We start from the raw sequence: 22,573 nt of genomic DNA, 5'->3' as shown, positions 1-22,573 counted from the left end.
AGGGAGAGGTGGCACAGGGCCGAGCGCAGCGCTACTGCGCCCCGTCCACCCCTACCCATTCGACTGTTCCATCCGTGAAGAACTGCTCCTTCCAGATCGGTGCGCGGGCCTTCACGCTGTCCACAAGTTCCGTGCACGCCGCGAAAGCCTCTCCCCTGTGCCCGGACGCGACTGCGGCGACCAGAGCGGGATCGCCGATTTCGAGCGGTCCGGTGCGGTGCGCCACCCAGATTCGGACGCCGTCGTACTTCTCGGCGATCTCGCTGGCAATGTCAGCGATCACCTTTCCTGCGGAAGGGTGGGAGCTGTAACCCAGGCGATCGACCTGGCGGCCGCCGTCGTGGTTCCTCACCACTCCCCCAAACCCGACAACCGCGCCGCAGTCGGCTGAGCCGACCACCGCCAGGGCATGGTTCAGGTCAAGCGGCTCCTCAGAAACTCCGGCGTTCAGCACCGTGCTAGTGCCCATGCTTTCCCTCCAATTGGTCGCAGATGTGGTCAAGGATGGGTTCCAGAACCGAGAGTCCATCCTTCACCCCTCCCGGTGAACCTGGAAGGTTGATGACGAAAGTGGAGCCAGCCACACCGGCATGGCCACGGCTGAGGGCGGCCATCGGTGTCGCCGTTTCCCCTGCCCTGCGTACCGCTTCCATGATTCCGGGTAGCAAACGGGTCAGGAACGGCTCGGTCTGCTCCGGTGTGGCGTCGTCTGGGCTGAGCCCCGTCCCCCCGCTGGTGATCAGGACGGCTGGGTCGCCGTCAAGGCATGTTCCGATGGCCGTACCGACAGCATCGCCATCAGCCACCACAAGCGCTTGCTGCACCGCGTAACCGCGGTGGTCGAGCCACCGCTGGATGATCGGTGCGCATTCATCCTGGTAGACGCCTGCGGCTGCACGCGTGGAAGCAATGACAATTGCTGCTGTCCGGGTGGTACTCATGCCGTCCAGTCCCCGCTCTTTCCGCCGGACTTCGCCACCACCCGCGTGTCAGCAATCACAGCGTGTTTGTCGACCGCCTTGATCATGTCGTACAGCGCGAGGGCAGTAACGGAAGCCGCGGTCAGCGCCTCCATTTCGACGCCGGTCACCGCCGTCGTTTTGACCGTTACCTCAATGGCGACGACGGCGTCTCCGGGTTCAAAGTCGACCGTCACCTTGGTGAGCGGCAACGGGTGGCATAAAGGAATTAACGAAGACGTTTGTTTCGCAGCCATGATGCCTGCCACGCGGGCAACCGCGAGCGCGTCCCCTTTGGGTAGGCCGCCGTCGATGATCAGCGCGACCACCGCAGGGGTGGTCTTCAGCACTGTCCTTGCCGTCGCCTGCCGGGTTGTGGCGGTCTTTTCGGATACATCCACCATGTGCGCTGAGCCGTCATCCCGGACGTGCGTCAGCCTGGACGTCGGCTCGCTCATGCCAGCGCCTCCCGGTTCGGATTGCTGGGATAGGTGGGCTGGGTTCCCCCACGAAGGTCTTCAAGAAGCCAAATGCCGACAGTCGATCCCGAGTCCATCTGTGCGGTACCGACCGGAAAATGCACGAGTGCGTTGGAGGCAGCCATTGCGTGGAGAAGGTGCGAGCCCGGCCCGCCAAGAAGCGTGACCGTTCCGATTCCCTCACCCTGTCCGCTGCGGTCAGTGTAGAAACCCCTGCGCACCTGATGTTTTTGTTCGGGCGATTGCACATTTTCCTCAAGTCTGGCCGGGAGGCACACGCGGTTCCCGGGGAGGCCGGTGACCTGCGCAAGCGCTGGACGCAGGAACATTTCGAAGGACACAAGGGCGCTCACGGGGTTCCCGGGAAAGCCGAGGAACGGAACACCGTTGATGGTGCCGATGGCCTGCGGCCCTCCCGGCTGCATGGCGACTGACAGGAACTCAACGCTGCTGTCGGCCAGTGCCTGCTTGACCACCTCGTAGGCCCCCTGGCTGATGCCGCCGGTGCTGAGGATCAGATTGACGTGTCCGCCGACTGATTGGAGCGCCAGCCGGAGGTGTTCCGGGTCATCAGCGAGAAGGGTATGGCGTTCGACCTCCGCGCCAGCTTCCTCCAGGGAGGTCTGCAGGAGGGTGGTGTTCGCATCGAAAATACGGCCGGGACCGAGCTCACCGCCGGGTTCCTGAACCTCATCTCCCGTAGTCAGCAGGAGCACGCGGAACCGGGGCCGCACAGAAACATGGGAGAGTCCGCACGCCGCAAGGAGACCCAGTTGCGCTGGCCCGAGCACCGTGCCTTCCTTCAACGCAATGTCGCCGGCCGCGAGATCGCTGCCCGCCCGGCGTATGAACAGCCCTTCCTCCACTGCCGGGACCTCGACGGAAAGGCCCTGCTGCCGGTACTGCTCGGGGCTGGGGAACTGCGAGGGTACTACCTGCTCAATGGGTACGACGGCGGCCGCGCCGCCCGGAATCATGGCTCCCGTCATAATCGGAGCAGCACTTCCAGGCTCAAGTATTGCCGGCACGGCACCCGCCGGAACCGGGCTGACCACCAACAGCCGGAGGTTCCCCCCTGCCGCAAGATCTGAACTATGGACCGCGTACCCGTCCATCTGCGAGTTGTCGAACGGAGGAAGGCTGACGGGAGCATGGATGTCCTGTGCCAGCACACGGCCCCGCGCTGCCGCCAGCTCAAGGTTCGCGGGCGCTTCGGCAGGGAAAGCACCGCTGTAGCGCAGCAGCCCAAGCACCGCATGCTGATGTTCTTCTACCGTTCGCGTCATAACACCCCGTTGTATCAGGCCCCAGGGACATTTCCTCAGGCTTTCGGCTTTCAGCCTAGCGCTGCCCTCCTCCTCCCGCGCGTCATGATCCATCCCGGATAGAGCGGTTCGGGTAAAGGGCGTAACCTCGAAGTATGGGAATCCAACTGGGAATACCTCAGGTGGGCGGACCTAACCCTGACGCCGGGCTCGTTGACTCCTACGGCCGTCAGGCTACGGACATGCGCCTCTCGCTGACGGACAAATGCAACCTGCGCTGCACCTACTGCATGCCTGCAGAAGGACTCGACTGGCTTCAGAAGGACCAGGTGCTCTCCCGCGAAGAGATAGTCCGTCTGGTTGACATCGGTGTTTCCCGGCTTGGAGTACGTGAACTGCGGTTGACTGGGGGTGAGCCTCTGGTCCGCGCGGACCTGGTCGACATCATCTCCGACATCCGCAGTCTTCACCCCGAACTGCCCATTTCCCTCACCACCAACGGTCTTGGCCTCGACAAGAAGGCACAGCGGTTGAAGGACGCCGGACTGACCCGCATCAACGTTTCAATGGACTCCCTGCACCCCGAGACCTTCACCCAGCTCACCCGCAGGCCCTTCCTCGACCGCGTGATGCGGGGAATCGAGGCTGCCGCTGCGGTGGGTCTTGGCCTCGTGAAGATCAATGCAGTGCTGATGCGCGGCATCAATGAAAACGAGGCTCCGGATCTCCTCGAATGGGCAGTTTCACGCGGCTACGAACTGCGCTTCATCGAACAGATGCCCCTCGACGCGGACCACGGCTGGACCAGGGACGGCATGATCACAGCCGCAGAAATCCGCAGTCTGCTCTCCAGCCGCTTCACCCTCACCCCGGATCCCCGCACCCGCGACGGCGCACCCGCTGAACGGTGGGCCGTGCACCGCAACCAGGCGCCCGACGTCGTCGTTGGCACCGTCGGCATCATTGCCTCCGTGACCGAACCCTTCTGCGCGGATTGCCGCCGCACCCGTGTGACAGCCGAGGGCAAGATCATGAGCTGCCTCTTCTCCCGTGAGGAGACCGACCTTCGTGATCTGCTGCGAACCGGGGCCGACGACGGCGCTATCGCCCTCCGCTGGCAGGAAGCAATGTGGGCCAAGCCGAAGGCTCACGGCATGGGACACACAGGCCTTGGGGCCGAGGACTTCATTCAACCGGACCGCTCCATGAGCGCGATCGGCGGTTAGGTTTTGCTCATCCGGTATTTCGGAGCCGCGCAGGCAGCTGCGGGCACCGCTGAAGAACGCCTCGACGCGCACGGCGTTGCGGTGTCCGTCATCCTCGACAAAATTCGTGAGTTGCACCCTGACGGCGAACCCTCCATGGCGAAGGTTCTGGACCGGAGCAGCTTCCTGCTCAATGAACTCGCCGTGCGCGACAGAAGCGTCACGATCGGCGGCGAGGATGTCCTGGACATCCTCCCGCCATTCGCTGGCGGCTAGCTAAGCGGGCTTGAGGCCGAGCTCGGCTTCCGAGTCGAATGGACCGACAACGGTGACCGTACGCGGCGCATCCGCGAGTTCGCGGGCCAGTTCCTGCACCTGCACAGCGGTCACCGCCCTGACGCGCTCGAGGGTGAGGTCAAGGCCGAGGAACTCTCCGCTCACGAGCTCTGCCCTGCCAAGACGAGACATCCGAGACCCGCTGTCCTCAAGCGAAAGCACCATTCCGCCCGAGAGCTGTCCAACAGCACGGCGAAGCTCCTCGGGGCTAACACTCTCCGACGCCAGCCGCTCCAGCTCCTCTACGAGTAAACCGATCACCTGCCCGGTCTTGGCGGGGCTGCACCCGGCATACATCGCGAAGTAACCGGCGTCGGCGTAGGACGCTGAGAAAGAGTAGGTCGAGTATGCCAGGCCCCGCTTCTCGCGGATCTCCTGGAACAGCCGTGAGGACATTCCGCCGCCCAGCACGGCATTCAGCACGCTCATCACGAAGCGACGCTCATCCGTTGCACTGATCGTAGGACAACCGACCAGCACGTTCGCCTGCTCGACGGCACGCCGGATGACGTGGACCCCGCCAGTGCTTTCGATCGCTGCACGATGGGTTGTTCGCCTGTCCACAGGTGTGGCATCGGGAGCCAGTGACCACCCAGCCCGCTCCAGCGCCTGAGCCACAAGGGAACACACGACGTCGTGATCCAATCCGCCAGCTGCGGTGACAACCAGTTCTTCCGGACGGTAGTAGCGCCGGTAGTGGTCCATCACCGACTCCCGTGAGATTGCTTTGATCGCCTCCGGCGTTCCTCCGATGGGGCGGCCAAGCGGGTGTGAGCCGAGTACGGCTTCAACGAACTTCTCATGGGCTACATCGGAGGGATCGTCGCTGTCCATGGCGATCTCTTCGAGGATGACGTCCCGCTCCTGCTCCAGTTCGTCAGGGTCGATGATTGCCGAAGTGACCATGTCGGAAATGACATCAATGGCCATCGGAAGGTCGGTATCAAGGACGCGGGCGTAATAGCAGGTATTCTCCTTGGCTGTGGCCGCGTTCGACTCGCCACCCACCTCATCAAAGGCTGCAGCTATGTCCAGGGCGGATCGCCGGCTGGTCCCTTTGAACAGCAGGTGCTCCAGGAAATGGGTGGAACCGTGCTGGCCGTGGGCCTCATCCCTGGAGCCCACTCCCACCCAGAAGCCGATGCTCGCTGATCGCTGGCCGGGCATGGCTTCCGTGAGCACGCGAACGCCGCCGGGCAGCACCGAACGGCGCACGACCGCACCGCCGGAGGTCCCGGCAACCAGCATCGCCGCGCCCCCGGAAGCACCGGAGACAAGGGGTAGTTCGACGGGCAAGGCAGGTCCGGTTTCAGTCATCAGTATGTTCTCCTCAACGCCAGCGGCTCCGCAGCGAACAGTGTTCGCCGCGGAGCCGTTGGATGGTGATTTATGCGTTTGGACTACTCGTCTCCACCCTCAGCAGGCTCCTGAGCGTGTACGCGCTCAGTATCCTCGGAGGCGGCGTCGGCAGCATCTTCTGCCACGACAGGCGAGAGGGAAAGCTTTCCGCGGTCGTCGATCTTGGTGATCTCGACCTGGACCTTTTGGCCCACCGACACGACGTCGTCGACGTTGTCCACGCGCTTACCGCCTGCGAGTTTACGCAGCTCGGAGATGTGCAGAAGACCGTCCTTGCCTGGGGTGAGCGAAACGAACGCACCGAAGGTGGTGGTCTTGACGATCGTACCGACGTAACGCTCGCCGATCTCGGGAACCTGTGGGTTCGCGATGGCGTTGACCGCTGCACGGGCGGCTTCAGCGGACTCACCGTTGGTTGCACCGATCAGGACGGTGCCGTCATCTTCGATCGAGATGTCGGCTCCGGTGTCTTCCTGGATCTGGTTGATCATCTTGCCCTTGGGGCCAATGACCTCACCGATCTTGTCAACGGGGATCTTCACCGAAATGATGCGCGGAGCGAACTCGGAGAGCTCATCCGGCGTGTCAATCGCGGCTTCGAGAACGCCCAGGATGTGCAGACGGGCTTCGCGGGCCTGCTTCAATGCGGCGGCCAGGACCGACGCAGGGATGCCGTCGAGCTTGGTGTCCAACTGGATGGCGGTGACGAACTCGGAAGTACCGGCAACCTTGAAGTCCATGTCACCGAAGGCGTCTTCCGCACCGAGGATGTCGGTGAGAGCTGCGTAGCGGGTCTGGCCGTCGACCACATCGGAAACGAGGCCCATGGCGATACCCGCTACGGGTGCCTTCAGCGGAACACCCGCGTTGAGCAGGGAAAGCGTCGAGGCGCAGACTGAACCCATCGACGTCGAGCCGTTGGAGCTCAGCGCCTCGGAAACCTGGCGGATCGCGTAAGGGAACTCTTCACGGCTCGGCAGAACCGGTACGAGCGCACGCTCGGCAAGCGCACCATGCCCGATCTCACGACGCTTCGGCGAACCTACGCGACCGGTTTCGCCGGTGGAGTAGGGCGGGAAGTTGTAGTTGTGCATGTACCGCTTGCGGGTGACGGGAGACAGCGAGTCAATCTGCTGTTCCATCTTCAGCATGTTCAGCGTGGTGACGCCCATGATCTGGGTTTCGCCGCGCTCGAAGATGGCCGAACCGTGGACACGGGGCAGGACCTCCACCTCTGCGGTGAGCTTACGGATGTCGCTGAGGCCACGGCCGTCGATGCGGACCTGGTCCCGCAGGATGCGCTGGCGCACAACCTTCTTGGTGACCGAGTTGAAGGCACCGGAGATTTCCTTCTCGCGGCCCTCGAACTGGCCGGACAGGGAAGCGATGGTTTCGGTGCGGTACGCGTTGGCGGCGTCCTCGCGCTCCTGCTTATCGGCGATGGTGAAGATTTCGGCGAGGCGGGTGCCCGCTGCGCCTTCGACGGCAGCGAACACGTCATCTTCGTAGTCCTTGAAGACCGGGAATTCAACGGTGGGCTTGGCAGAACGGCCAGCAAGATCCGACTGCGCCTCACACAGTGCGCGGATGAACGGCTTGGCCGCCTCCAGACCGTCAGCGACAACTTCCTCGGTGGGTGCGGTTGCGCCGTTCTCCTTGATCAAGGACCAGGAGTTGTCGGTTGCTTCGGCTTCAACCATCATGATGGCCACGTCATCGCCGACTACCCGACCGGCCACGACCATGTCGAAGACAGAGTTCTGGAGTTCGGAGTGCTTCGGGAAGGCAATCCACTGGTCTTCACCGCTGCCATCGGAGACCAGTGCAACGCGCACGCCGCCGATGGGTCCCGAGAAGGGGAGTCCGGAGAGCTGAGTGGACATCGACGCTGCGTTGATGGCCACGACGTCGTAGCGGACGTCGGGGTTGATTGCCAGCACGGTGACAACGATCTGCACCTCGTTGCGCAGGCCCTTGATGAAGGCCGGGCGCAGCGGGCGGTCCATCAGGCGGCATGCCAGGATGGCTTCCGTTGAGGGTCGGCCTTCACGGCGGAAGAACGAACCCGGGATGCGGCCCGCGGCGTACATGCGCTCTTCAACATCGACCGTCAGTGGGAAGAAGTCGAAGCCCTCGCGAGGGGATTTGCCCGCAGTGGTGGCCGAGAGGAGCGCTGTGTCCTCATCGATGTAAACCATTGCTGCACCAGCGGCCTGCTGTGCAAGGCGGCCTGTTTCAAAGCGCACCGTGCGCTGGCCGAACTTTCCGTTGTCAAGGACGGCTTCGGCAAATTCGATTTCGGGACCCTCCATAGAGAGTCACCTCCGTTTCTGTGTGACGGAGGCAGGCGGCGTCTGGCTATGCAACGCCGTTAGGACGGGTTGTGGCACCCGGTCTTCGATTGAGGTCCACGGGGCCGCCCTGGAGGGCGGAGTCCCGGAGACCACTACCGAGGACCGCGAATGCCTGCGTGTCCGCCTGGCTCCTGGTTATGGAATTTCTCTTCTGGACGGAGTGCGCCCAAAGATTGAAGGCGGCTCCCTCCCGAAGGAAGGGGCCGCCTCACAGTCTAGCTAGCGACGCAGGCCGAGGCGCTCAATGAGCGTACGGTAGCGCGTGATGTCGGTGTCGCGGAGGTAATCCAGCAGACGGCGACGGCGACCGACAAGAAGCAACAGGCCACGACGCGTGTGGTGGTCATGCTTGTGCTGCTTAAGGTGTTCGGTCAGGTCAAGAATACGGCGGGAAAGCATTGCAATCTGTACTTCAGGCGAACCGGTGTCGCCCTCGGATGTTGCATATTCCTTGATGATTTCCTGCTTCAGAGCGGCGTCAAGTGCCACAAATAACTCCTATGAGTTGTACCGTGAACAAAATAGATGCCGACCCAAAGTTTTCCAGTGTTGGCTGAAATGGAGGATCGGCAGTGGTCCGGCAACCACGGACTGCAGCAGGACCGCTGTCAACTTTACCCGTTGGCACGCTGTTCTGTCGAAAGCACCTTACGGGTTTGGTCCACGTCAAGACACATCTGTTCGATGAGGGCCTCGGGACCGCGGTACGCGACCATTCCGCGCAGCCTGCGCACAAACTCGACGACGACGGTCTGTCCGTAAAGATTGAAGACGTCGACCTCTTCCTTTGGCCGGTCGATCACGTGAGCTTCGACTTGCCGGCTGACACCTTCAAAGGTGGGATTGGAACCAACGGAAATTGCGGCCGGCCAGCGCACCTGGCTGCTGTCGATCAGCCAGCCCGCGTAAATCCCGTCTGCAGGTATATAACCGCTTGAGTCCGGGGAAAGGTTGGCAGTCGGGAATCCCAGGGCACGCCCCCTGGCCGCCCCGTGGACGACCTCGCCACGCATGCGGTGCGTGCGCCCGAGAATCCGGATTGCCGTAGTTACGTCTCCGGCCTCCAACGCTTCACGAACCCACGTCGAGGAACACCGCCGCTCGCCCGCCGCCGTCGTTGAGGTGCGGAGGCTCGAGCCGAAGTCATCTATCACGATGACCTCGAAGCCCAACTGCTCCCCCAGCGCCTGCATGGTTGCCAGGTCACCGGAGTTCCCACGCCCGAACCGGACGTCGTGGCCGATGACTACCGCCTTCGCCCGCAGCCCGTCAACAAAGACCGACCGGACGAATTCCTCGGGAGTCTGAGCAGCGAGATCCAGAGTGTAGTGCATCATCAACAGGCCGTTGATGCCGGTATCGGAAAGGGTCTCAACGCGGTCCTGCAGCCCCATGATTAGTTCGGGAGCGCTTTGCGGGCGGTGAACCTGGGCCGGGTGCGGGTCGAAGGAGATAACGACGGCGGCGGCGTCCCGTTCCGCGGCTGCGGCCACGAGCTGTTCAAGGACGCTTTGGTGGCCTCGGTGCACGCCGTCGAAATTTCCGATCGTGACAACTGACGGACCGAAACCTTCGGGCACTTCGACCAGGCCTCTCCAATAGAACACGCATCTCCTTGGCGGTTGGAAGTGCGGCAGGGGCCGCGCGTCAGTTCATTCATTATGGCTGATCCCGGAGCTGCTTCTGACCTGCAACCCCTGGGATCCCTGTCCCCTCCTCCACACTCACCCAGTTACGGGCAAGTTATGCACATAAGCACTGAATCCGGTGTCTTGCCCCCGAGCCGGGCAGCAGAGTGGTGATCTACCCAGGAGCCCGTCGCGGCCCGAACACAAGAACATTTGGAGGATGCGTGCATTTCTATCCAGTCAACGGCGCCCAACCGTTATCGGTAAACCCTGCCCCTGCGTTGATTCGAATTATGTGCGTGGTGATCCTCAGCTGCATCGCCATGTTGCTGCCCTCACTGCAACCGGTGCATGCGGTGCCCGGAGGTAGTGAATGGAGCCGCGGCGCCGGCCTGGACGGCGCCCAGCACTTCGTGGGCCAGCATGTGAAAGCGGACGGCACGGTGGCCTACTGCACGGATTTCGAGAAACTGGCGCCCCCTCATGCGAACGGGTATGACAAAGGGCAGCAGGGCGGTTTCACGCGCAGCGATGGCAGCCGCCTCAGCGCCAGCGAGAATGCCGCACTGTCCTACCTGTTGCATCGCTGGGGCAACACCCGTGACATCGGCACTGCTGCGTCGGTTCAGCTGGCTGTGTGGGCAATGACATCCCCGGGCATGCAATGGGACTCGATCGGCATGAATCGTGTGCTGAAGGCTGAGGGGCTTCCGCAGGAGGTAGTGAACCGGGCACGGTCAATGACACAAACTGCGCTGGCTGAGGCGGGGCCTTTCACCGTCAAGATCGACCAGGTAGCTCCCACGGCGGACGGCACCATTGCGGTGAACGTACAAATACTCGGCGCAGCAGGCAAATCAGTCTCCGGCCTGGCTGCTTCTGCCGCGGTGAAGGGAGCGTTCGGGCTAGATGAGTCCAGCAAATCGTCATGGACCAGCAACGGTGAGCCCCACACCCTGACCCTTCGTCGGGCGGGCCTTGGCGGCGGAACTCTGACTGTGTCAGTTCCTCGGACTCCTGCGGCAGCGGTGACCTGGATGGCCCCAACGCGCGACGATGTTCAACGCCTGTTGACGGCAGCCGTAGTCGAACCACGCGATGCTGTCGCCGGAATCGCCGATCTCCCTGCCTTCCAGCCCACCGTTGAGACCAAGACCTCAGCAGCCCGCACACAACCGGGTTCGCAGATCCATGACATCCTCTCGGTTGGTGTGGGCTCCTCAGATGGCGCTGCCGGCACCATTCCGTGGATGTCCATGCCTGGCAGCGGGAAGCCAGTCTCCGTCGAGATTGTCTCCACCCTGTGGGGACCGCTGCCCGCAGCACCTGTTCTTTCCGACTCCGTACCAGCGGGCACGCCAAAGGTCGGCGAGGTGAGTACCAGGGTCGAAGGGCCGGGCGACTACAAGACGCCCTCGCTTGCGGTGCCTGCTTCAGGTTGGTATGTCTGGACCGAGACGATCGATCCTGCGAGCGCACTGCCGGTAGAGGCTGGACCCTATGTGCGTTCCTGGCAGGGAAAGTTCGGAATAGCGGCCGAAACCACGTTCGCTCCCTGGTCGGTGCAGATCCACACGAAACTGTCTGCGCCCCAGGTGCTGGTGGGTGCCAGCGTCACGGATGCCGTGGACATCTCGGGCTTCGGAGTGCGCGCGGACGGAGCTTCCGAAACCGTCCTGCTCTCCATGTACGGCCCCTTGAGCGGGCGGCCGACGCTCAGCCCGGACATCCCTGTTGGGACGCCGCTACACTCCGAGGTAACAGTGCCTGCTGAGAATGGGAGCTTCGATAGTCCGGCCTTCAGTGCTTTCAGCGAACCCGGCTGCTACACGGTTGTCGCCACCTACCCGGGTGACGATTTCACCAACCCGTTCACTTCACCGTTCGGAGAGCCAGCGGAAACGGTTTGCGTCGAGCAGCCCCCGGCAAGTCCACCGGCCGAGGTTGAAGAGGAGACTCCGGAATCAACGCCGGCTCCGGAGGCCTCTGCTCCCCAGGTGCAACCGCCCGCGCACCCTACTGACGAACAGGCGCCGCAACTGGCCAGGACTGGAGTTCGCTCTGAGCTGGCCGCTGGTGCAGCGCTGGCCTTCATTGGATGCGGACTCGGGCTGCTCGGGGCCGCATCAAGGAAGAAACGTGCAGCCGCCTGAGGATAGTGCTGTGGGGTCTACGGACGGGCGGCGTACTCCTGCCGAAGCTCGCTGGTTTTGGCGATGTACCGATGCCACACCAGGAGTGCGGCGGGGAAAGCCAGTTCCACAACCATCAGGATGATCAGCAGGAAGTGCGGCGTCCCGGAGAATGCCCAGGACAGCACCCGCCCAATTCCACCAATAAAGACCATAAGGCAGACCAGCCACAGCATGTTTGCCCACTGGAATTTGATGGCGATGGTGACAAACGCTGCCCCTACGCCGACCATCATGGCGGCGAAAAAGCGGAACTGGTTCTCGAGGGTGGGGTTCACGGCTTCATCCCCCGTCTCGGGAAGCCCTGCGGTTCCGGTGATCAGGTAGTACGCTCCGAAACCAGCGATCACCAACCCGACCAAAACAACTACGGTGCGGAAGACACTCCAGTCGTTACCGGGCTTTGCAGACTTCGGTTTGTCGGTGGCGGAACCCTTTTTCTGGGCCGACGAGGACGGACGCTGCTGCTCAGAGCCGCCCTTCGGAGCAGCAGACCCACGGTCTGCGCCGGAAGCACCTGTCTTCCCGATCCCACTGGAGTTTGGATTCTGGGCAGAGGCGCTGGACGAACGGGCGTCCGGTCCCACGGAGTCGGTCGAATCGCGCTTGGGCTGCGGGTTCTCCGGGGTGCTGCTCGTCATGATGCTCCTCTTCGGTGGGAACGCCCTGATGGGCTTCCACTGGTTGATTCAGGCGTGATGGGCAGTCGTGTTGTGAAAACCGCGGGCCGACCGTCTCTCACTCCCTTATAGCCATACTCTCACTCATCCAGCGCGACCATCCGGAACAACGCGGGCAACCGACGGCGCTAGGTGCCCTTTAGCGGCTCTGGCGGCACTGCGGCAGGACGGTTCCGGTACAGCCACCACAAACCCAAGATGGGAAGAATGAGCGGTACGAACCCGTACCCGCGGCCGTAAATGGACCACACAGTGTCGGCGGGAAAGAGTACGGGGTCAACAAGGCTCAGCGTGCCTACCGTAAGAACACCGAGCATCTCCAGTCCGACAGCGCCAACTGATATCCGATACCATCGTGGGCCCGATCTGCTGAGTGAAACCGTCGCAAGGACATACACAAGGGCTGCGATCGCCGTGAGCACGTAGGCTACGGGTGCTTCGTCGAATTTCGTTGCGATCTGAAACACTGCACGGGCAGTCGCCGCCAGGGCGAACACCCCGTAAACGGCTATCAGGAGACGGCCCGGACCCTTACTGAGCGAACTGCCGGGCCTATCTGTGCGGCTGCTTAGGCTACCGTTCCTGTCGCGATCATTCACGCCGGCACCGCCCCGTCCCAAATCTGCTCCATCCGAAACAACATCACGAAGATCGTCACGCCCACTGCGCCGAGGACCAGATTGCTCCAGCGGGACCGTTCGAGAATTGCCCACCAGAACGCACCCACCGGAATACACAGGGCCGTCAGGAGATACCCCCAGAACTCCCACGCCTCCCCTGCGATTGGTTCGCCTCCCAGTTGACGAAAGGTTGCCGAGACCCCATAGGCCAGGAGAAACAATTCCACTGCGGCGACGGAGAGGATCGTTACATCATTCGGCGGTTGCCTGATGACAGCGGCTCCGACACATACCAGGGTCGAAATCAGGCACACAACGGTGCCGGCTACAAAAAATCCGTCCACGGTCACGAAGCCCCTGCCCCACCCGGAGCGAACACCAGGACCGGTTTAGCTTCGCCGCCACGATCCTCCAATAGCGCTATCAGGGTGCCGTCAGGCCCGAACCCGGCGATCGGACGGGACCCGGCTGCGTCCGGCGTCGAACTCCCCTCTAGCCCCGCCCCTACCCCTGCCAAACCACCGCTGGGAGGAATCCGGCGTCCATGAGAGACGTCCTCTGCTTCAACGGCGCTCAGTTCACGACAGACAAAAAGCGCCCGCGCGGCAGCATTGATGTCGAGTAGCCGGAAATCTCCAGCGAGTTCCTCCAGCGTGGATGCCTGCTGGAGGGAATACGGCCCTACCTCAGAGCGACGAAGCGCAGTGAGGTGCCCGCCAACCTTCAACGCCGTGCCCAGGTCCCGTGCGAGAGCGCGCACATACGTTCCAGAACTGCACTCCACCAGAACATCGACGTCCTTGAAGCGACCGCCCTCAATGTCACGGGTGCCGTGGAGCTCGAACCGGTGTACTGTCACCGGACGCGCTGCCAGCACAACGTCCTCGCCTGTGCGCACCCGACTGTAGGCCCGTACGCCATTCACCTTGATGGCGCTGACACTGCTGGGAATCTGACTGATGTCACCCGTGAGCTCAGCGACGGCCGCAGCTATACCCTCATACGTCACGCTGCTGACCGGGGTTTCTGCGATCACATCCCCTTCGGCGTCGTCCGTCACCGTGGACTGACCCAGCCGGATAGTGGCCGTGTAGACCTTGGAGGCCCCAACGATGTAAGTCAGCAGCCGTGTGGCTCGGTTGATTCCCACCACCAGAACACCTGTTGCCATCGGGTCCAGTGTGCCCGCATGCCCCACCTTGCGCGTACCTGCCAACCGACGGATCTTCCCAACCACATCGTGGCTGGTCCAGCCCTGCGGCTTGTCCACTATTACGAGTCCTGAGTGGACCTGCCCGGAATTCACGCCTCCCAGTATAGGTTGCGGGCAGGTTCGCCACATGCCGACGCTGACGACAACGCCGTTCGCCACCGGAGTGGTGAACACCAGTCGGTACGATTCCCTTATGCCTTCGCTTGCCGCCCACGTGAATCAGGTGCCCGCCAACCAGATACGCGAAATCACCCAGGCCGCGTGGGCACAACCCAATTCGATCGTGCTCAGCATAGGCGAGCCGTCATTTCCCGTACCGCGGCATATCCTCGCCGCCGGCATGGCGGCCCTGGACCGCGACGACACAAACTACACACCCAACGAAGGCATTGCGCCCCTGCGTGCGGCTTTCGCGCAGCGTTTCGGCAGCCTCAACGGGCTGTATGTGGATCCCGACCGGGTCTACGTGACGGCCGGCGCCCAGCAGGGCCTGCACCTGGCAATGAGCATGCTGCTTGGCGTTGGCGACGAAGTCTTGGTACCTGATCCGGGTTACCCTACGTTCGCCATGACCGCGGGGCTGGTGCACGCTGACGCAGTTCATTACCCGCTGCTGCCGGAGCATGCCTTCCAACCCAGGATCACAGACCTTGAGCAACTGGTCACAGGGCGGACGCGTGTCCTGATCCTGAACTCACCCTCGAATCCGCTGGGCGCTGTCTTCAGCGAGGAACTCACCAGGGACCTTGTGGAATTCGCCGAACGCAACGACCTCTGGATCCTCTCCGACGAATGCTATGAAGCCTTCACCTACGACGAACCCCATGTCAGCCCGGCACGCTTCGACAGCAAAGCTGAGCGGGTTGTCACTTCACTGACCCTCTCAAAGACCTACGGACTGACCGGGCTGCGGATCGGTGCGCTCGTCATGCCACCGGGCTTCGGCAGTCAGTTCAATGCAGTCATGGAATCGATAGTGTCCTGTGTGGGAGCTTCCCCCCAATATGCCGCGGTTGCGGCGCTCAACGGCCCCCAGGACTACATCGCCACCGCTCTAGCCCACTACCGGTCGAACCGCGACACGGCCACGGAGATCCTGGACGGGCTGAACATCCCCTACCTCGATGCTCAGGGGGCGTTCTATCTCTGGGCGGACCTCTCACACGCCACCGGCGGCGACGTCCGCTCGTGGGTCCGGAGCTTCCTCGCCGAGAAGTCCGTGGCGGTGGCGCCAGGTACGGCTTTCGGCCCGAATGGGGAAGGCTGGATCCGCATTGCGCTATGCACAGACAAAGAGAGCCTGCTCACTGGGGTGAGCAGGCTCCCGGGACGGTAATCCCCTAAAAGACGGTGTCGAAGAGAACGCTTAGCGCGCTTCCTCGTCCTCTTCGTCTGCAGGCTTGCGGTACGGATCAGCGTCGCCTGCGAAGGCGGCTTGCCGCGCAATCTCAGCTACCTGGGCATCGCGTTCACGGGCGGTGCGCAGCAGCTCTTCGAGATGGCTCGCATTGACCGGTATCTCATCTGGAACGAACTCAAGCGTCGGCGTGAGCCGTGCCGTGATATTCCGGCCCACCTCGGCCCTCAACACACCCTTGGCCGATTCAAGTGCCTTGTGGACTGCTGCCTGCTCTTCTGACTCGCCAAGGACCGTGTAGTAGATCGTGGCGTGCTGCAGGTCATTTGTCACTCGTGAGTCGGTGACCGTTACTGCTTCCAGCCGCGGGTCCTTGACCCTGCGGCGAAGTGCTTCGGCCACGATCACCTTGATGCGCTGCGCCAACCGTGCAGCGCGTGCAGCATCTGCCATGATGTCTCCTTGTTCATCCCTTTCGGGAGCGGTAACTGTGAATAGTAACTACAGGAACGGGGCCCGTGTGTGGGGGCGAAACGATGACGACGACGGCGCGAACCGTCGTCGTCCCGCAGCCAGTTCTGGTGAGGTTTGTGCTGGTAGGCCGCCGCGCAGGCGGCCCACCAGCGACGAACCTAGACCCGCGGCTTCTCGCGCATCTCGTAGGTCTCCACGATGTCGCCTTCCTTGACATCGTTGAAGGACCCAAGGCCGATACCACACTCAAAGTCCGTGCGGACCTCGGTGGCGTCGTCCTTGAAGCGGCGCAGTGACTCGACGGTGAGGTTGTCTCCAACCACAACACCATCGCGGACAAGGCGCGCCTTCGAGTTCCTGCGGATAACACCGGAACGGACGATCGAACCGGCGATGTTGCCGAACTTGGAGGACCGGAACACTTCCCGGATCTCCGCCGTACCCAACTGGGCTTCCTCGTACTCGGGCTTGAGCATGCCCTTGAGTGCAAGCTCAATGTCATCGATGGCTGCATAGATGACGGAGTAGAAGCGGAGGTCCACACCCTCGCGGTCGGCCAGTTCGGCGACACGCTCGGCGGGCCGAACGTTGAAGCCGATGATGATCGCGCTGTCCACCGTTGCAAGGTTGACGTCGTTTTGCGTGATGGCACCAACACCGCGGTGGATGACGCGGAGGGCAACGCCCTCGCCGACGTCGATCTTGAGCAGTGAATCCTCGAGGGCTTCCACTGCACCGGACACATCGCCCTTGAGGATCAGGTTGAGAGTGTCGACCTTGCCCTCGGCCACGGCCTGATCGAAGTCCTCAAGGCTGACGCGCTTGCGACGCTTGGCCAAAGCCGCATTGCGGTCCGCGGCTTCACGCTTCTCGGCGATCTGGCGCGCGGTGCGCTCATCAGTGGTCACGAGGAAGGTGTCGCCGGCACGCGGAACGGTCGAGAGTCCCAGCACCTGCACGGGACGCGATGGCCCTGCCTGGTAAAGGTTGTCTCCGTCCTCGTTGAACATCGCGCGGACTCGACCGTGGGCGATACCCGCCACGATGGTGTCGCCGACGTTCAGCGTTCCGGACTGGACCAGCACTGTAGCAACAGCACCACGGCCCTTGTCCAGGTTCGCTTCAATCGCGATACCGCGGGCGTCCTTGTTCGGGTTGGCACGCATGTCCAGCGCGGCATCCGCGGTCAGCAATACGGCCTCAAGGAGTTCCTCGATGCCTTCACCCCTCAAGGCTGAGACGTGAACGAACATGGTGTCGCCGCCGTACTCTTCAGGAACCAGACCGTACTCGGTGAGCTGGCCCTTGACCTTGTCCGGGTTGGCGCCTTCCTTATCGATCTTGTTGACCGCAACCACGATGGGCACGTTCGCTGCCTGCGCGTGGTTCAGAGCCTCAACGGTCTGCGGCATGACGCCGTCGTCCGCTGCGACAACCAGCACGGCAATGTCGGTGACCTTCGCGCCACGGGCACGCATAGCGGTGAACGCCTCGTGGCCCGGGGTGTCAATGAAGGTGATGGGGCGGTTGTTACCCTCATGCTCGTGGTCGATCTGGTAGGCACCGATGTGCTGGGTGATGCCGCCGTGCTCGCCTGCAACCACGTTCGACTTTCGGATTGCATCCAGCAAGCGGGTTTTACCGTGGTCGACGTGACCCATGACGGTCACTACTGGAGGCCGCGCCTCAAGCTGTGCATCGCCTTCCGCGTCGAGTTCAGCATCGAGGTCGATGTCGAAGTTCTCGAGCAGCTCGCGCTCCTCGTCCTCCGGGGACACGACCTGGATTTTGTAGCCGAGCTCGGATCCGAGCACCTCGAAGGTGCCTTCATCGAGTGACTGCGTAGCCGTTGCCATTTCACCGAGGTGGAACAGCACAGTGACCAACGCTGCCGGGTTCGCATCAATCTTCTCTGCGAACTCGGTGATCGACGAGCCGCGACGCAGGCGAATGACGGTGCTGCCGTCGCCGCGGGGGACGCTGACGCCGCCCAGCGACGGAGCTGACATCTGCTCCAGTTCCTGCCGCTTTGCCCGCTTCGACTTGCGCTGCTTGCCGCGTCCCGCTCCGCCCTTGCCGAATGCACCAGCAGTGCCGCCGCGTCCGCGACCGCCCTTGCCGAATCCACCGCCGACAGGTGCGCCACCGCCGCCGCCTGCACCGGCGCCGGGCGCGCCGCCCGGCCCGCGGCCGGGAGCACCGCCGCGTCCCGGTGCGCCACCGCGGCCGGGAGCCGCTGGACGCTCAGTGCGGTTGGGCATCATGCCTGGTGTAGGACGCGCACCGCCTGCACCAGCAGGACGGGGAGCACCGGGGCGTGGGGCACCCGGACGTGGGCCACCCGAACCAGCCGCCGGACGTGGGCCACCGGCTCCCGCTGCCGGGCGGGGGCCGCCCGCACCGGCTGCCGGACGCTGGCCGCGCTCGTCGTCACGACGTCCACCTGGTCGTGGCATGCCCTGGGAAGGTGCAAATGGGTTGTTTCCGGGCCGGGGGCCGCCGGAGCGGTCTCCGTCGCCGCGACCCGAACGCGGCATGCCCTGGGAAGTAGCGAACGGGTTGTTGCCCGGACGGGGTCCACCAGTGCGGTCTGCTGGACGTGCTGCAGCCGGGCGTGCCGGTGCCGGACGTGCCGCGGCGGGCTTGGGACCGGACTTGGTGTCTGTCTCTCCAGCGTCACCGGTTGGTGCGTCCTGAACCGGTGCGGGAGCAACAGGAGCCTTGAACGCGGGCGCCTGCTCTGCCGGAGCGGCTGGTGCCGCCGGTGTTGCCTGCGCTGGCTGCTCTACAGGCTTCTCGGCAGCGCGTGCCGGAGCCGCCGGACCGGGCGTTGCCGGCCTCGGAGCGGATGGGGACGCCTTAGCAGCAGCAGCAGGTGCTTTTGCTACGGGGGCGTCAGGGAAAGCGCCGCGAAGTTTTTTCACGACTGGCGCTTCGATGGTTGAGGATGCCGACCGGACGAATTCGCCCAGTTCCTGCAGCTTGGCTACTGCATCCTTTGAGGTAATGCCGAGCTCTTTTGCAAGCTCGTGTACGCGGACCTTGGCCACATTTCTCCTGTCTCGGTCCGCACCGAGTCAGGGGCGAACCGTCTAATTCCTACTGCACACCCCAGCTGCCGAGGCAGTTGACGCGCCGAATGCAGAGCTCAACAGATTGTTCATCGTTGGGCACTCATCGCTGGGTACTCATCGGGTTTCCATCAGTTTTCTGACCCGCTTTCAGGGAGGACGGTGTTCTTGCAGGAAGCCCCCAACAGGGAAGTTTCCCGGAGTGCGTGTAGCCAGCGCTCAAGAGCCTGCGTGTCAGCCGCACCACGAAAGGCACGACTGAACGCTTTGCGTTTGATTGCCAGTTCCACACAGGACGGTTGGGGATGCAACCAGGCACCCCTGCCCGTCAGGCGACGGTTGTGATCAACTTCGACGGCGCTGACGCCATCACTGCTGATTACCACGCATCGAACCAGATTGGCCTGGTCGTCGCGGCAACGACAACCGATGCAAGTTCTTTTCGGTTGGTGGCGCAATGACATAAGCCCTGTCTATTCTAGCGCCTTGAGTTCCAATATGGCGCATCCGGCGATTCGTTGAGGATCAGGACTGGGCTGCGTCGGAGGCGATGTCGATGCGCCAACCCGTCAGCTTGGCTGCCAGGCGCGCGTTCTGGCCTTCCTTGCCAATGGCAAGCGACAGCTGGTAGTCCGGCACGACGACCCTGGCGCTGCGGGTGCTCTCGTCGGTGATCGTTACCGAGGTCACACGCGACGGCGAAAGCGAGCTGGCGATAAACGTTGCCGGATCTTCGCTGAAATCGACAATGTCGATCTTTTCGTCGTTCAGCTCACTCATCACTGCACGTACGCGGGAGCCCATCTCGCCGATGCAGGCACCCTTCGCATTTACTCCGGGAACGTGGGCCTTCACAGCAATCTTGGTCCGATGCCCGGCCTCGCGCGCAAGGGCAACAATTTCGACTGACCGGTCAGCGATCTCCGGGACCTCCAGCTCGAACAACTTGCGCACCAGGCCCGGATGGGACCGGGACAGTGTGATCGAGGGGCCTTTCATTCCACGGCGCACATCGATCACGAACGCACGGATGCGTGCTCCGTGGACGTACTTTTCTCCGGGGACCTGCTCGGGCGGGGGAAGCAACGCCTCCACAGAACCAAGATTCACCTGGATCATGTGAGGGTTGTTGCCCTGCTGGATCATCCCGGCGACAAGCTCGCCTTCCTTCCCGCGGAACTCTCCCAGCACGTTGTCGTCCTCGACGTCGCGAAGGCGCTGGAGGATGATCTGCCGGGCGGTGCTTGCCGCGATGCGACCGAAGCCCGTAGGGGTGTCGTCGAACTCGCCCACTGCCGCGCCGTCGTCGTCGACCTCGGTTGCCCAGATGGTCACATGGCCGCTCTTGCGGTCCAGTTCCGCCCGGGCAACGTCCTGTGCGCCGGCGGTCTTGTGGTAGGCAACCAGCAGTGCCTGCTCGATCGTGGGAATGAGCAGTTCAAGGGGGATCTCCCGCTCGCGCTCCAACAGTCTCAGAGCACTCATATCTATGTCCATTGGGTCCTCCTCAGTAGCCAGCGGTGGTTCTCATTCATTGTCGCCGCCGGTTTCCTCGGCATCAGCGTGGGCGAACTCAACCTGAACAGTGCCCTTGCGGATTTTGTCATACGTCAGCTCCCGATCGTCCCCAAACTTCGGTTTAGTGCCTTTTTTCACGGGAAGCAGCGGGCGCACCACCACGTGGGAGTCTTTCGCCTCCATCAACCTGCCTTCAAACTGGTCCCCATCGACCAGTTGAACGGCCACCAGCCTGCCCACGTTGCGCCGCCAATGGCGGGGTTCGGTCAGGGGGCGTGAGACGCCGGGGGAAGACACTTCGAGGTTGTAGGGGCGCCCGTCATCATTAGGGTCCTGGTCCATGGCATCCGACAGTCCCTGCGATACCTCTGAGATCGAGTCGAGGCTGACGCCGCCCGTGGAATCATCCGGCAGGTCGACGACGACGTGAACCGTGCGGTGACTACCCGCTATGCGGACCTCGACATCCTCAAGAATGAGGCTGTGGAGCTCAACGGTCGGACGGAGATACTGGCTCAGGCGCTGTGCTTCTGCGACGGCATCGATGTGCGTCTCTCCCGAACCGTGCCCCTTCGCGGGGCCGCCCTGCCTGCCGGCGGCGCTCTGCTTACCGGACCGCGCCGGCGCTCGATGTGTACCCACTGCCGCCTCCGCTCTTGAGATCTTGTAGCTACTACCCTAACGACTTTATGTCAGCACAGTGAATGTCATGCGGAAGGCTCCGCAGCGTGGCATGATGAGCGGTTGTGAAGCCTTCCGGGGACGCTGCTGCCCGTCCCGAATCCAACGGCCGCGGCTTCGGCCGAACCATGCGCCGCCTGCTTCGCGGAGCTCTCCTGCTCCTGGTTTTACTGCTGGTGGCGTGCATTGGGCTGATCAGTTCACGGCAGGCTCCTCCTCCCCCGCCCACGGCAACCGAACAATCCATGGCCGAGGCAGCGTCCGCCGCAGAAGGCCTGGCGGTGACCGCTGGTTCCCTGGCGCGGGGCTCGAACCCCGAGGATGCTGCGCTCTACTCCTCACTTGCGGAATTATTCGCTCTGCACGCTGCCGCACTGCAGCTTCCGGCCTCCCCGTCCCCGACCGCACCGGATGGTGAGGGTGGAACTGAAGGTTCGAGTGCGTCAACGCCAGCGACCCCGACGGCTGCACCATCGGCCGCTACCTTCCTGACTGACCTCACGGCGTCGTACACGTCCGCCTTCGACGCGTCCGCGACGGCAGATCCAGGGGCGGCACGGCTGCTGGCGTCCGTGGGCACGTCCCAGTGGCTCCAGGCGAGGAAGTTGGCAGCCAGCCAGGAGCTCGAGACGCCCGCCGCACCAGTTCAGGTACTGGAAAGTACAGAGAACGACGACGGCGCCCCCTGCGCCGGCACCCCCTCCGCTGGTGTTGAACCGACGCTGATAGGGATCCGGATAGCTGTCCTCGCGGAGCACCGGTCCTCCTATGCCTACGAAGTCGCAGCAGCCCGCTCTGCCGAACCCGACACCTACCTTCGACGTGCCGCAGAACACGAGGAGGCCGCCGTCGTCGGGTCTGCCCTTCTGGCGGCTAAGTGCAGCGCCGAACCGCTTCAGCCTGCGGGATCCGCCCTCGACGCCGGATTTCTCGCCGATCCTGACGCCGCACTGAACGAACTGGAGCGAGGCCTTGTCCGCACCTACACCGACCTGGTTGGGCTTACACCACCCGGGCCGGAGAGGGTTTGGGCACTGGGCCGCCTTGCACCCACAGCGTTGCTCGCGGCATCCGGGGGCGAGCGCCCGTTGGGTTACTTCCCGGGCATAGACCCGAAGCAGTACCCGTCCGCGGAACCCGCGGGCTCCTAACTGGGCAATCGGCGAAACCCGGGTGGCCAAC

Annotated in this window: 23 protein-coding genes; 6 read left to right on the top strand and 17 right to left on the bottom strand. The window is 63.2% G+C overall.

Going from position 1 to position 22,573, the window contains the following annotated elements; all coding sequences use genetic code 11:
- Positions 1-31: 31 nt before the first annotated feature.
- From ACWA1U_RS10205 to ACWA1U_RS10190, 4 genes are read right to left on the bottom strand one after another with little or no spacing between them, the layout of a single operon-like run.
- Positions 32-469 (bottom strand): molybdenum cofactor biosynthesis protein MoaE, encoded by a 438-nt coding sequence (locus ACWA1U_RS10205; protein ID WP_463722083.1) that lies wholly within the window; start codon positions 467-469, stop codon positions 32-34.
- Positions 459-941 carry a MogA/MoaB family molybdenum cofactor biosynthesis protein gene (locus ACWA1U_RS10200; protein WP_463722082.1) on the bottom strand — a complete coding sequence of 161 codons (483 nt, stop codon included), beginning with the start codon at positions 939-941 and terminating at the stop codon, positions 459-461. Before ACWA1U_RS10200 ends, ACWA1U_RS10205 begins: the two co-directional genes overlap by 11 nt.
- On the bottom strand, positions 938-1,417 hold the full coding sequence (gene moaC / locus ACWA1U_RS10195; RefSeq protein WP_463722081.1) for a cyclic pyranopterin monophosphate synthase MoaC: 480 nt from the start codon (positions 1,415-1,417) through the stop codon (positions 938-940). Before moaC ends, ACWA1U_RS10200 begins: the two co-directional genes overlap by 4 nt.
- Positions 1,414-2,724 (bottom strand): molybdopterin molybdotransferase MoeA, encoded by a 1,311-nt coding sequence (locus tag ACWA1U_RS10190; RefSeq protein ID WP_463722080.1) that lies wholly within the window; start codon positions 2,722-2,724, stop codon positions 1,414-1,416. Before ACWA1U_RS10190 ends, moaC begins: the two co-directional genes overlap by 4 nt.
- A 134-nt stretch (positions 2,725-2,858) precedes the next feature.
- On the opposite strand from ACWA1U_RS10190, the gene moaA reads away from it, so the two are divergent.
- A complete protein-coding gene (gene moaA, locus ACWA1U_RS10185; protein ID WP_463722079.1) occupies positions 2,859-3,929 on the top strand; it encodes a GTP 3',8-cyclase MoaA in 1,071 nt (356 codons plus the stop codon).
- Positions 3,930-3,932: 3 nt separating this feature from the next.
- Positions 3,933-4,184 carry a MoaD/ThiS family protein gene (locus ACWA1U_RS10180; protein WP_463722078.1) on the top strand — a complete coding sequence of 84 codons (252 nt, stop codon included), beginning with the start codon at positions 3,933-3,935 and terminating at the stop codon, positions 4,182-4,184.
- Here the strand turns inward: ACWA1U_RS10180 and ACWA1U_RS10175 are convergent, their stop codons facing one another.
- From ACWA1U_RS10175 to ACWA1U_RS10160, 4 genes are all read right to left on the bottom strand, one after another.
- A complete protein-coding gene (locus ACWA1U_RS10175) occupies positions 4,185-5,561 on the bottom strand; it encodes a M16 family metallopeptidase (protein ID WP_463722077.1) in 1,377 nt (458 codons plus the stop codon).
- Between the two features lie 83 nt (positions 5,562-5,644).
- Positions 5,645-7,915, bottom strand: a complete 2,271-nt coding sequence (locus ACWA1U_RS10170) for a polyribonucleotide nucleotidyltransferase (RefSeq protein ID WP_463722076.1) — start codon at positions 7,913-7,915, stop codon at positions 5,645-5,647.
- Positions 7,916-8,176: 261 nt separating this feature from the next.
- Complete coding sequence (rpsO, locus tag ACWA1U_RS10165) at positions 8,177-8,446, bottom strand: 30S ribosomal protein S15 (protein WP_463722075.1); 270 nt, start codon at positions 8,444-8,446, stop codon at positions 8,177-8,179.
- A gap of 125 nt (positions 8,447-8,571) precedes the next feature.
- Positions 8,572-9,564 (bottom strand): bifunctional riboflavin kinase/FAD synthetase, encoded by a 993-nt coding sequence (locus ACWA1U_RS10160; RefSeq protein ID WP_463722074.1) that lies wholly within the window; start codon positions 9,562-9,564, stop codon positions 8,572-8,574.
- Between the two features lie 245 nt (positions 9,565-9,809).
- On the opposite strand from ACWA1U_RS10160, the gene ACWA1U_RS10155 reads away from it, so the two are divergent.
- Complete coding sequence (locus tag ACWA1U_RS10155) at positions 9,810-11,738, top strand: hypothetical protein (protein WP_463722073.1); 1,929 nt, start codon at positions 9,810-9,812, stop codon at positions 11,736-11,738.
- 17 nt (positions 11,739-11,755) lie between these two features.
- Here the strand turns inward: ACWA1U_RS10155 and ACWA1U_RS10150 are convergent, their stop codons facing one another.
- From ACWA1U_RS10150 to truB, 4 genes are all read right to left on the bottom strand, one after another.
- A complete protein-coding gene (locus tag ACWA1U_RS10150) occupies positions 11,756-12,418 on the bottom strand; it encodes a DUF4345 domain-containing protein (protein WP_463722072.1) in 663 nt (220 codons plus the stop codon).
- Between the two features lie 167 nt (positions 12,419-12,585).
- On the bottom strand, positions 12,586-12,972 hold the full coding sequence (locus ACWA1U_RS10145) for a hypothetical protein (RefSeq protein WP_463725011.1): 387 nt from the start codon (positions 12,970-12,972) through the stop codon (positions 12,586-12,588).
- Between the two features lie 80 nt (positions 12,973-13,052).
- Positions 13,053-13,421 carry a hypothetical protein gene (locus tag ACWA1U_RS10140; protein WP_463725010.1) on the bottom strand — a complete coding sequence of 123 codons (369 nt, stop codon included), beginning with the start codon at positions 13,419-13,421 and terminating at the stop codon, positions 13,053-13,055.
- 2 nt (positions 13,422-13,423) lie between these two features.
- Positions 13,424-14,419 (bottom strand): tRNA pseudouridine(55) synthase TruB, encoded by a 996-nt coding sequence (gene truB, locus ACWA1U_RS10135; RefSeq protein ID WP_463725009.1) that lies wholly within the window; start codon positions 14,417-14,419, stop codon positions 13,424-13,426.
- Positions 14,420-14,483: 64 nt separating this feature from the next.
- Between truB and ACWA1U_RS10130 the strand changes: the two genes are divergently transcribed.
- The gene (locus tag ACWA1U_RS10130) at positions 14,484-15,626 is read left to right on the top strand and encodes a pyridoxal phosphate-dependent aminotransferase (RefSeq protein WP_463722071.1); all 1,143 of its coding nucleotides are present in this window, start codon (positions 14,484-14,486) and stop codon (positions 15,624-15,626) included.
- 30 nt (positions 15,627-15,656) lie between these two features.
- Here the strand turns inward: ACWA1U_RS10130 and rbfA are convergent, their stop codons facing one another.
- From rbfA to ACWA1U_RS10115, 3 genes are all read right to left on the bottom strand, one after another.
- Positions 15,657-16,100, bottom strand: a complete 444-nt coding sequence (rbfA, locus tag ACWA1U_RS10125) for a 30S ribosome-binding factor RbfA (RefSeq protein ID WP_463722070.1) — start codon at positions 16,098-16,100, stop codon at positions 15,657-15,659.
- 179 nt (positions 16,101-16,279) lie between these two features.
- A complete protein-coding gene (infB, locus tag ACWA1U_RS10120; protein WP_463722069.1) occupies positions 16,280-19,171 on the bottom strand; it encodes a translation initiation factor IF-2 in 2,892 nt (963 codons plus the stop codon).
- 152 nt (positions 19,172-19,323) lie between these two features.
- Positions 19,324-19,572, bottom strand: a complete 249-nt coding sequence (locus ACWA1U_RS10115; protein ID WP_463725008.1) for a YlxR family protein — start codon at positions 19,570-19,572, stop codon at positions 19,324-19,326.
- Between ACWA1U_RS10115 and ACWA1U_RS10110 the strand changes: the two genes are divergently transcribed.
- The gene (locus ACWA1U_RS10110) at positions 19,498-19,653 is read left to right on the top strand and encodes a hypothetical protein (protein ID WP_463725094.1); all 156 of its coding nucleotides are present in this window, start codon (positions 19,498-19,500) and stop codon (positions 19,651-19,653) included. The genes ACWA1U_RS10115 and ACWA1U_RS10110 overlap by 75 nt on opposite strands.
- 64 nt (positions 19,654-19,717) lie before the next feature.
- On the opposite strand, the gene nusA is transcribed toward ACWA1U_RS10110, so the two are convergent.
- On the bottom strand, positions 19,718-20,689 hold the full coding sequence (gene nusA / locus ACWA1U_RS10105; RefSeq protein WP_463722068.1) for a transcription termination factor NusA: 972 nt from the start codon (positions 20,687-20,689) through the stop codon (positions 19,718-19,720).
- Positions 20,690-20,719: 30 nt separating this feature from the next.
- Positions 20,720-21,352, bottom strand: a complete 633-nt coding sequence (locus ACWA1U_RS10100) for a ribosome maturation factor RimP (RefSeq protein WP_463722067.1) — start codon at positions 21,350-21,352, stop codon at positions 20,720-20,722.
- Between the two features lie 104 nt (positions 21,353-21,456).
- On the opposite strand from ACWA1U_RS10100, the gene ACWA1U_RS10095 reads away from it, so the two are divergent.
- Positions 21,457-22,542: a ferritin family protein gene (locus ACWA1U_RS10095; protein WP_463722066.1), complete on the top strand. Its 1,086-nt coding sequence runs from the start codon at positions 21,457-21,459 to the stop codon at positions 22,540-22,542.
- The last annotated feature ends 31 nt before the right edge of the window (positions 22,543-22,573 follow it).

Source organism: Arthrobacter sp. TRD_SC_6, assembly GCF_055361185.1.
The sequence above is the reverse complement of the archived record's forward strand: the minus strand, read 5'-3'. Positions and strand labels throughout refer to the sequence as shown.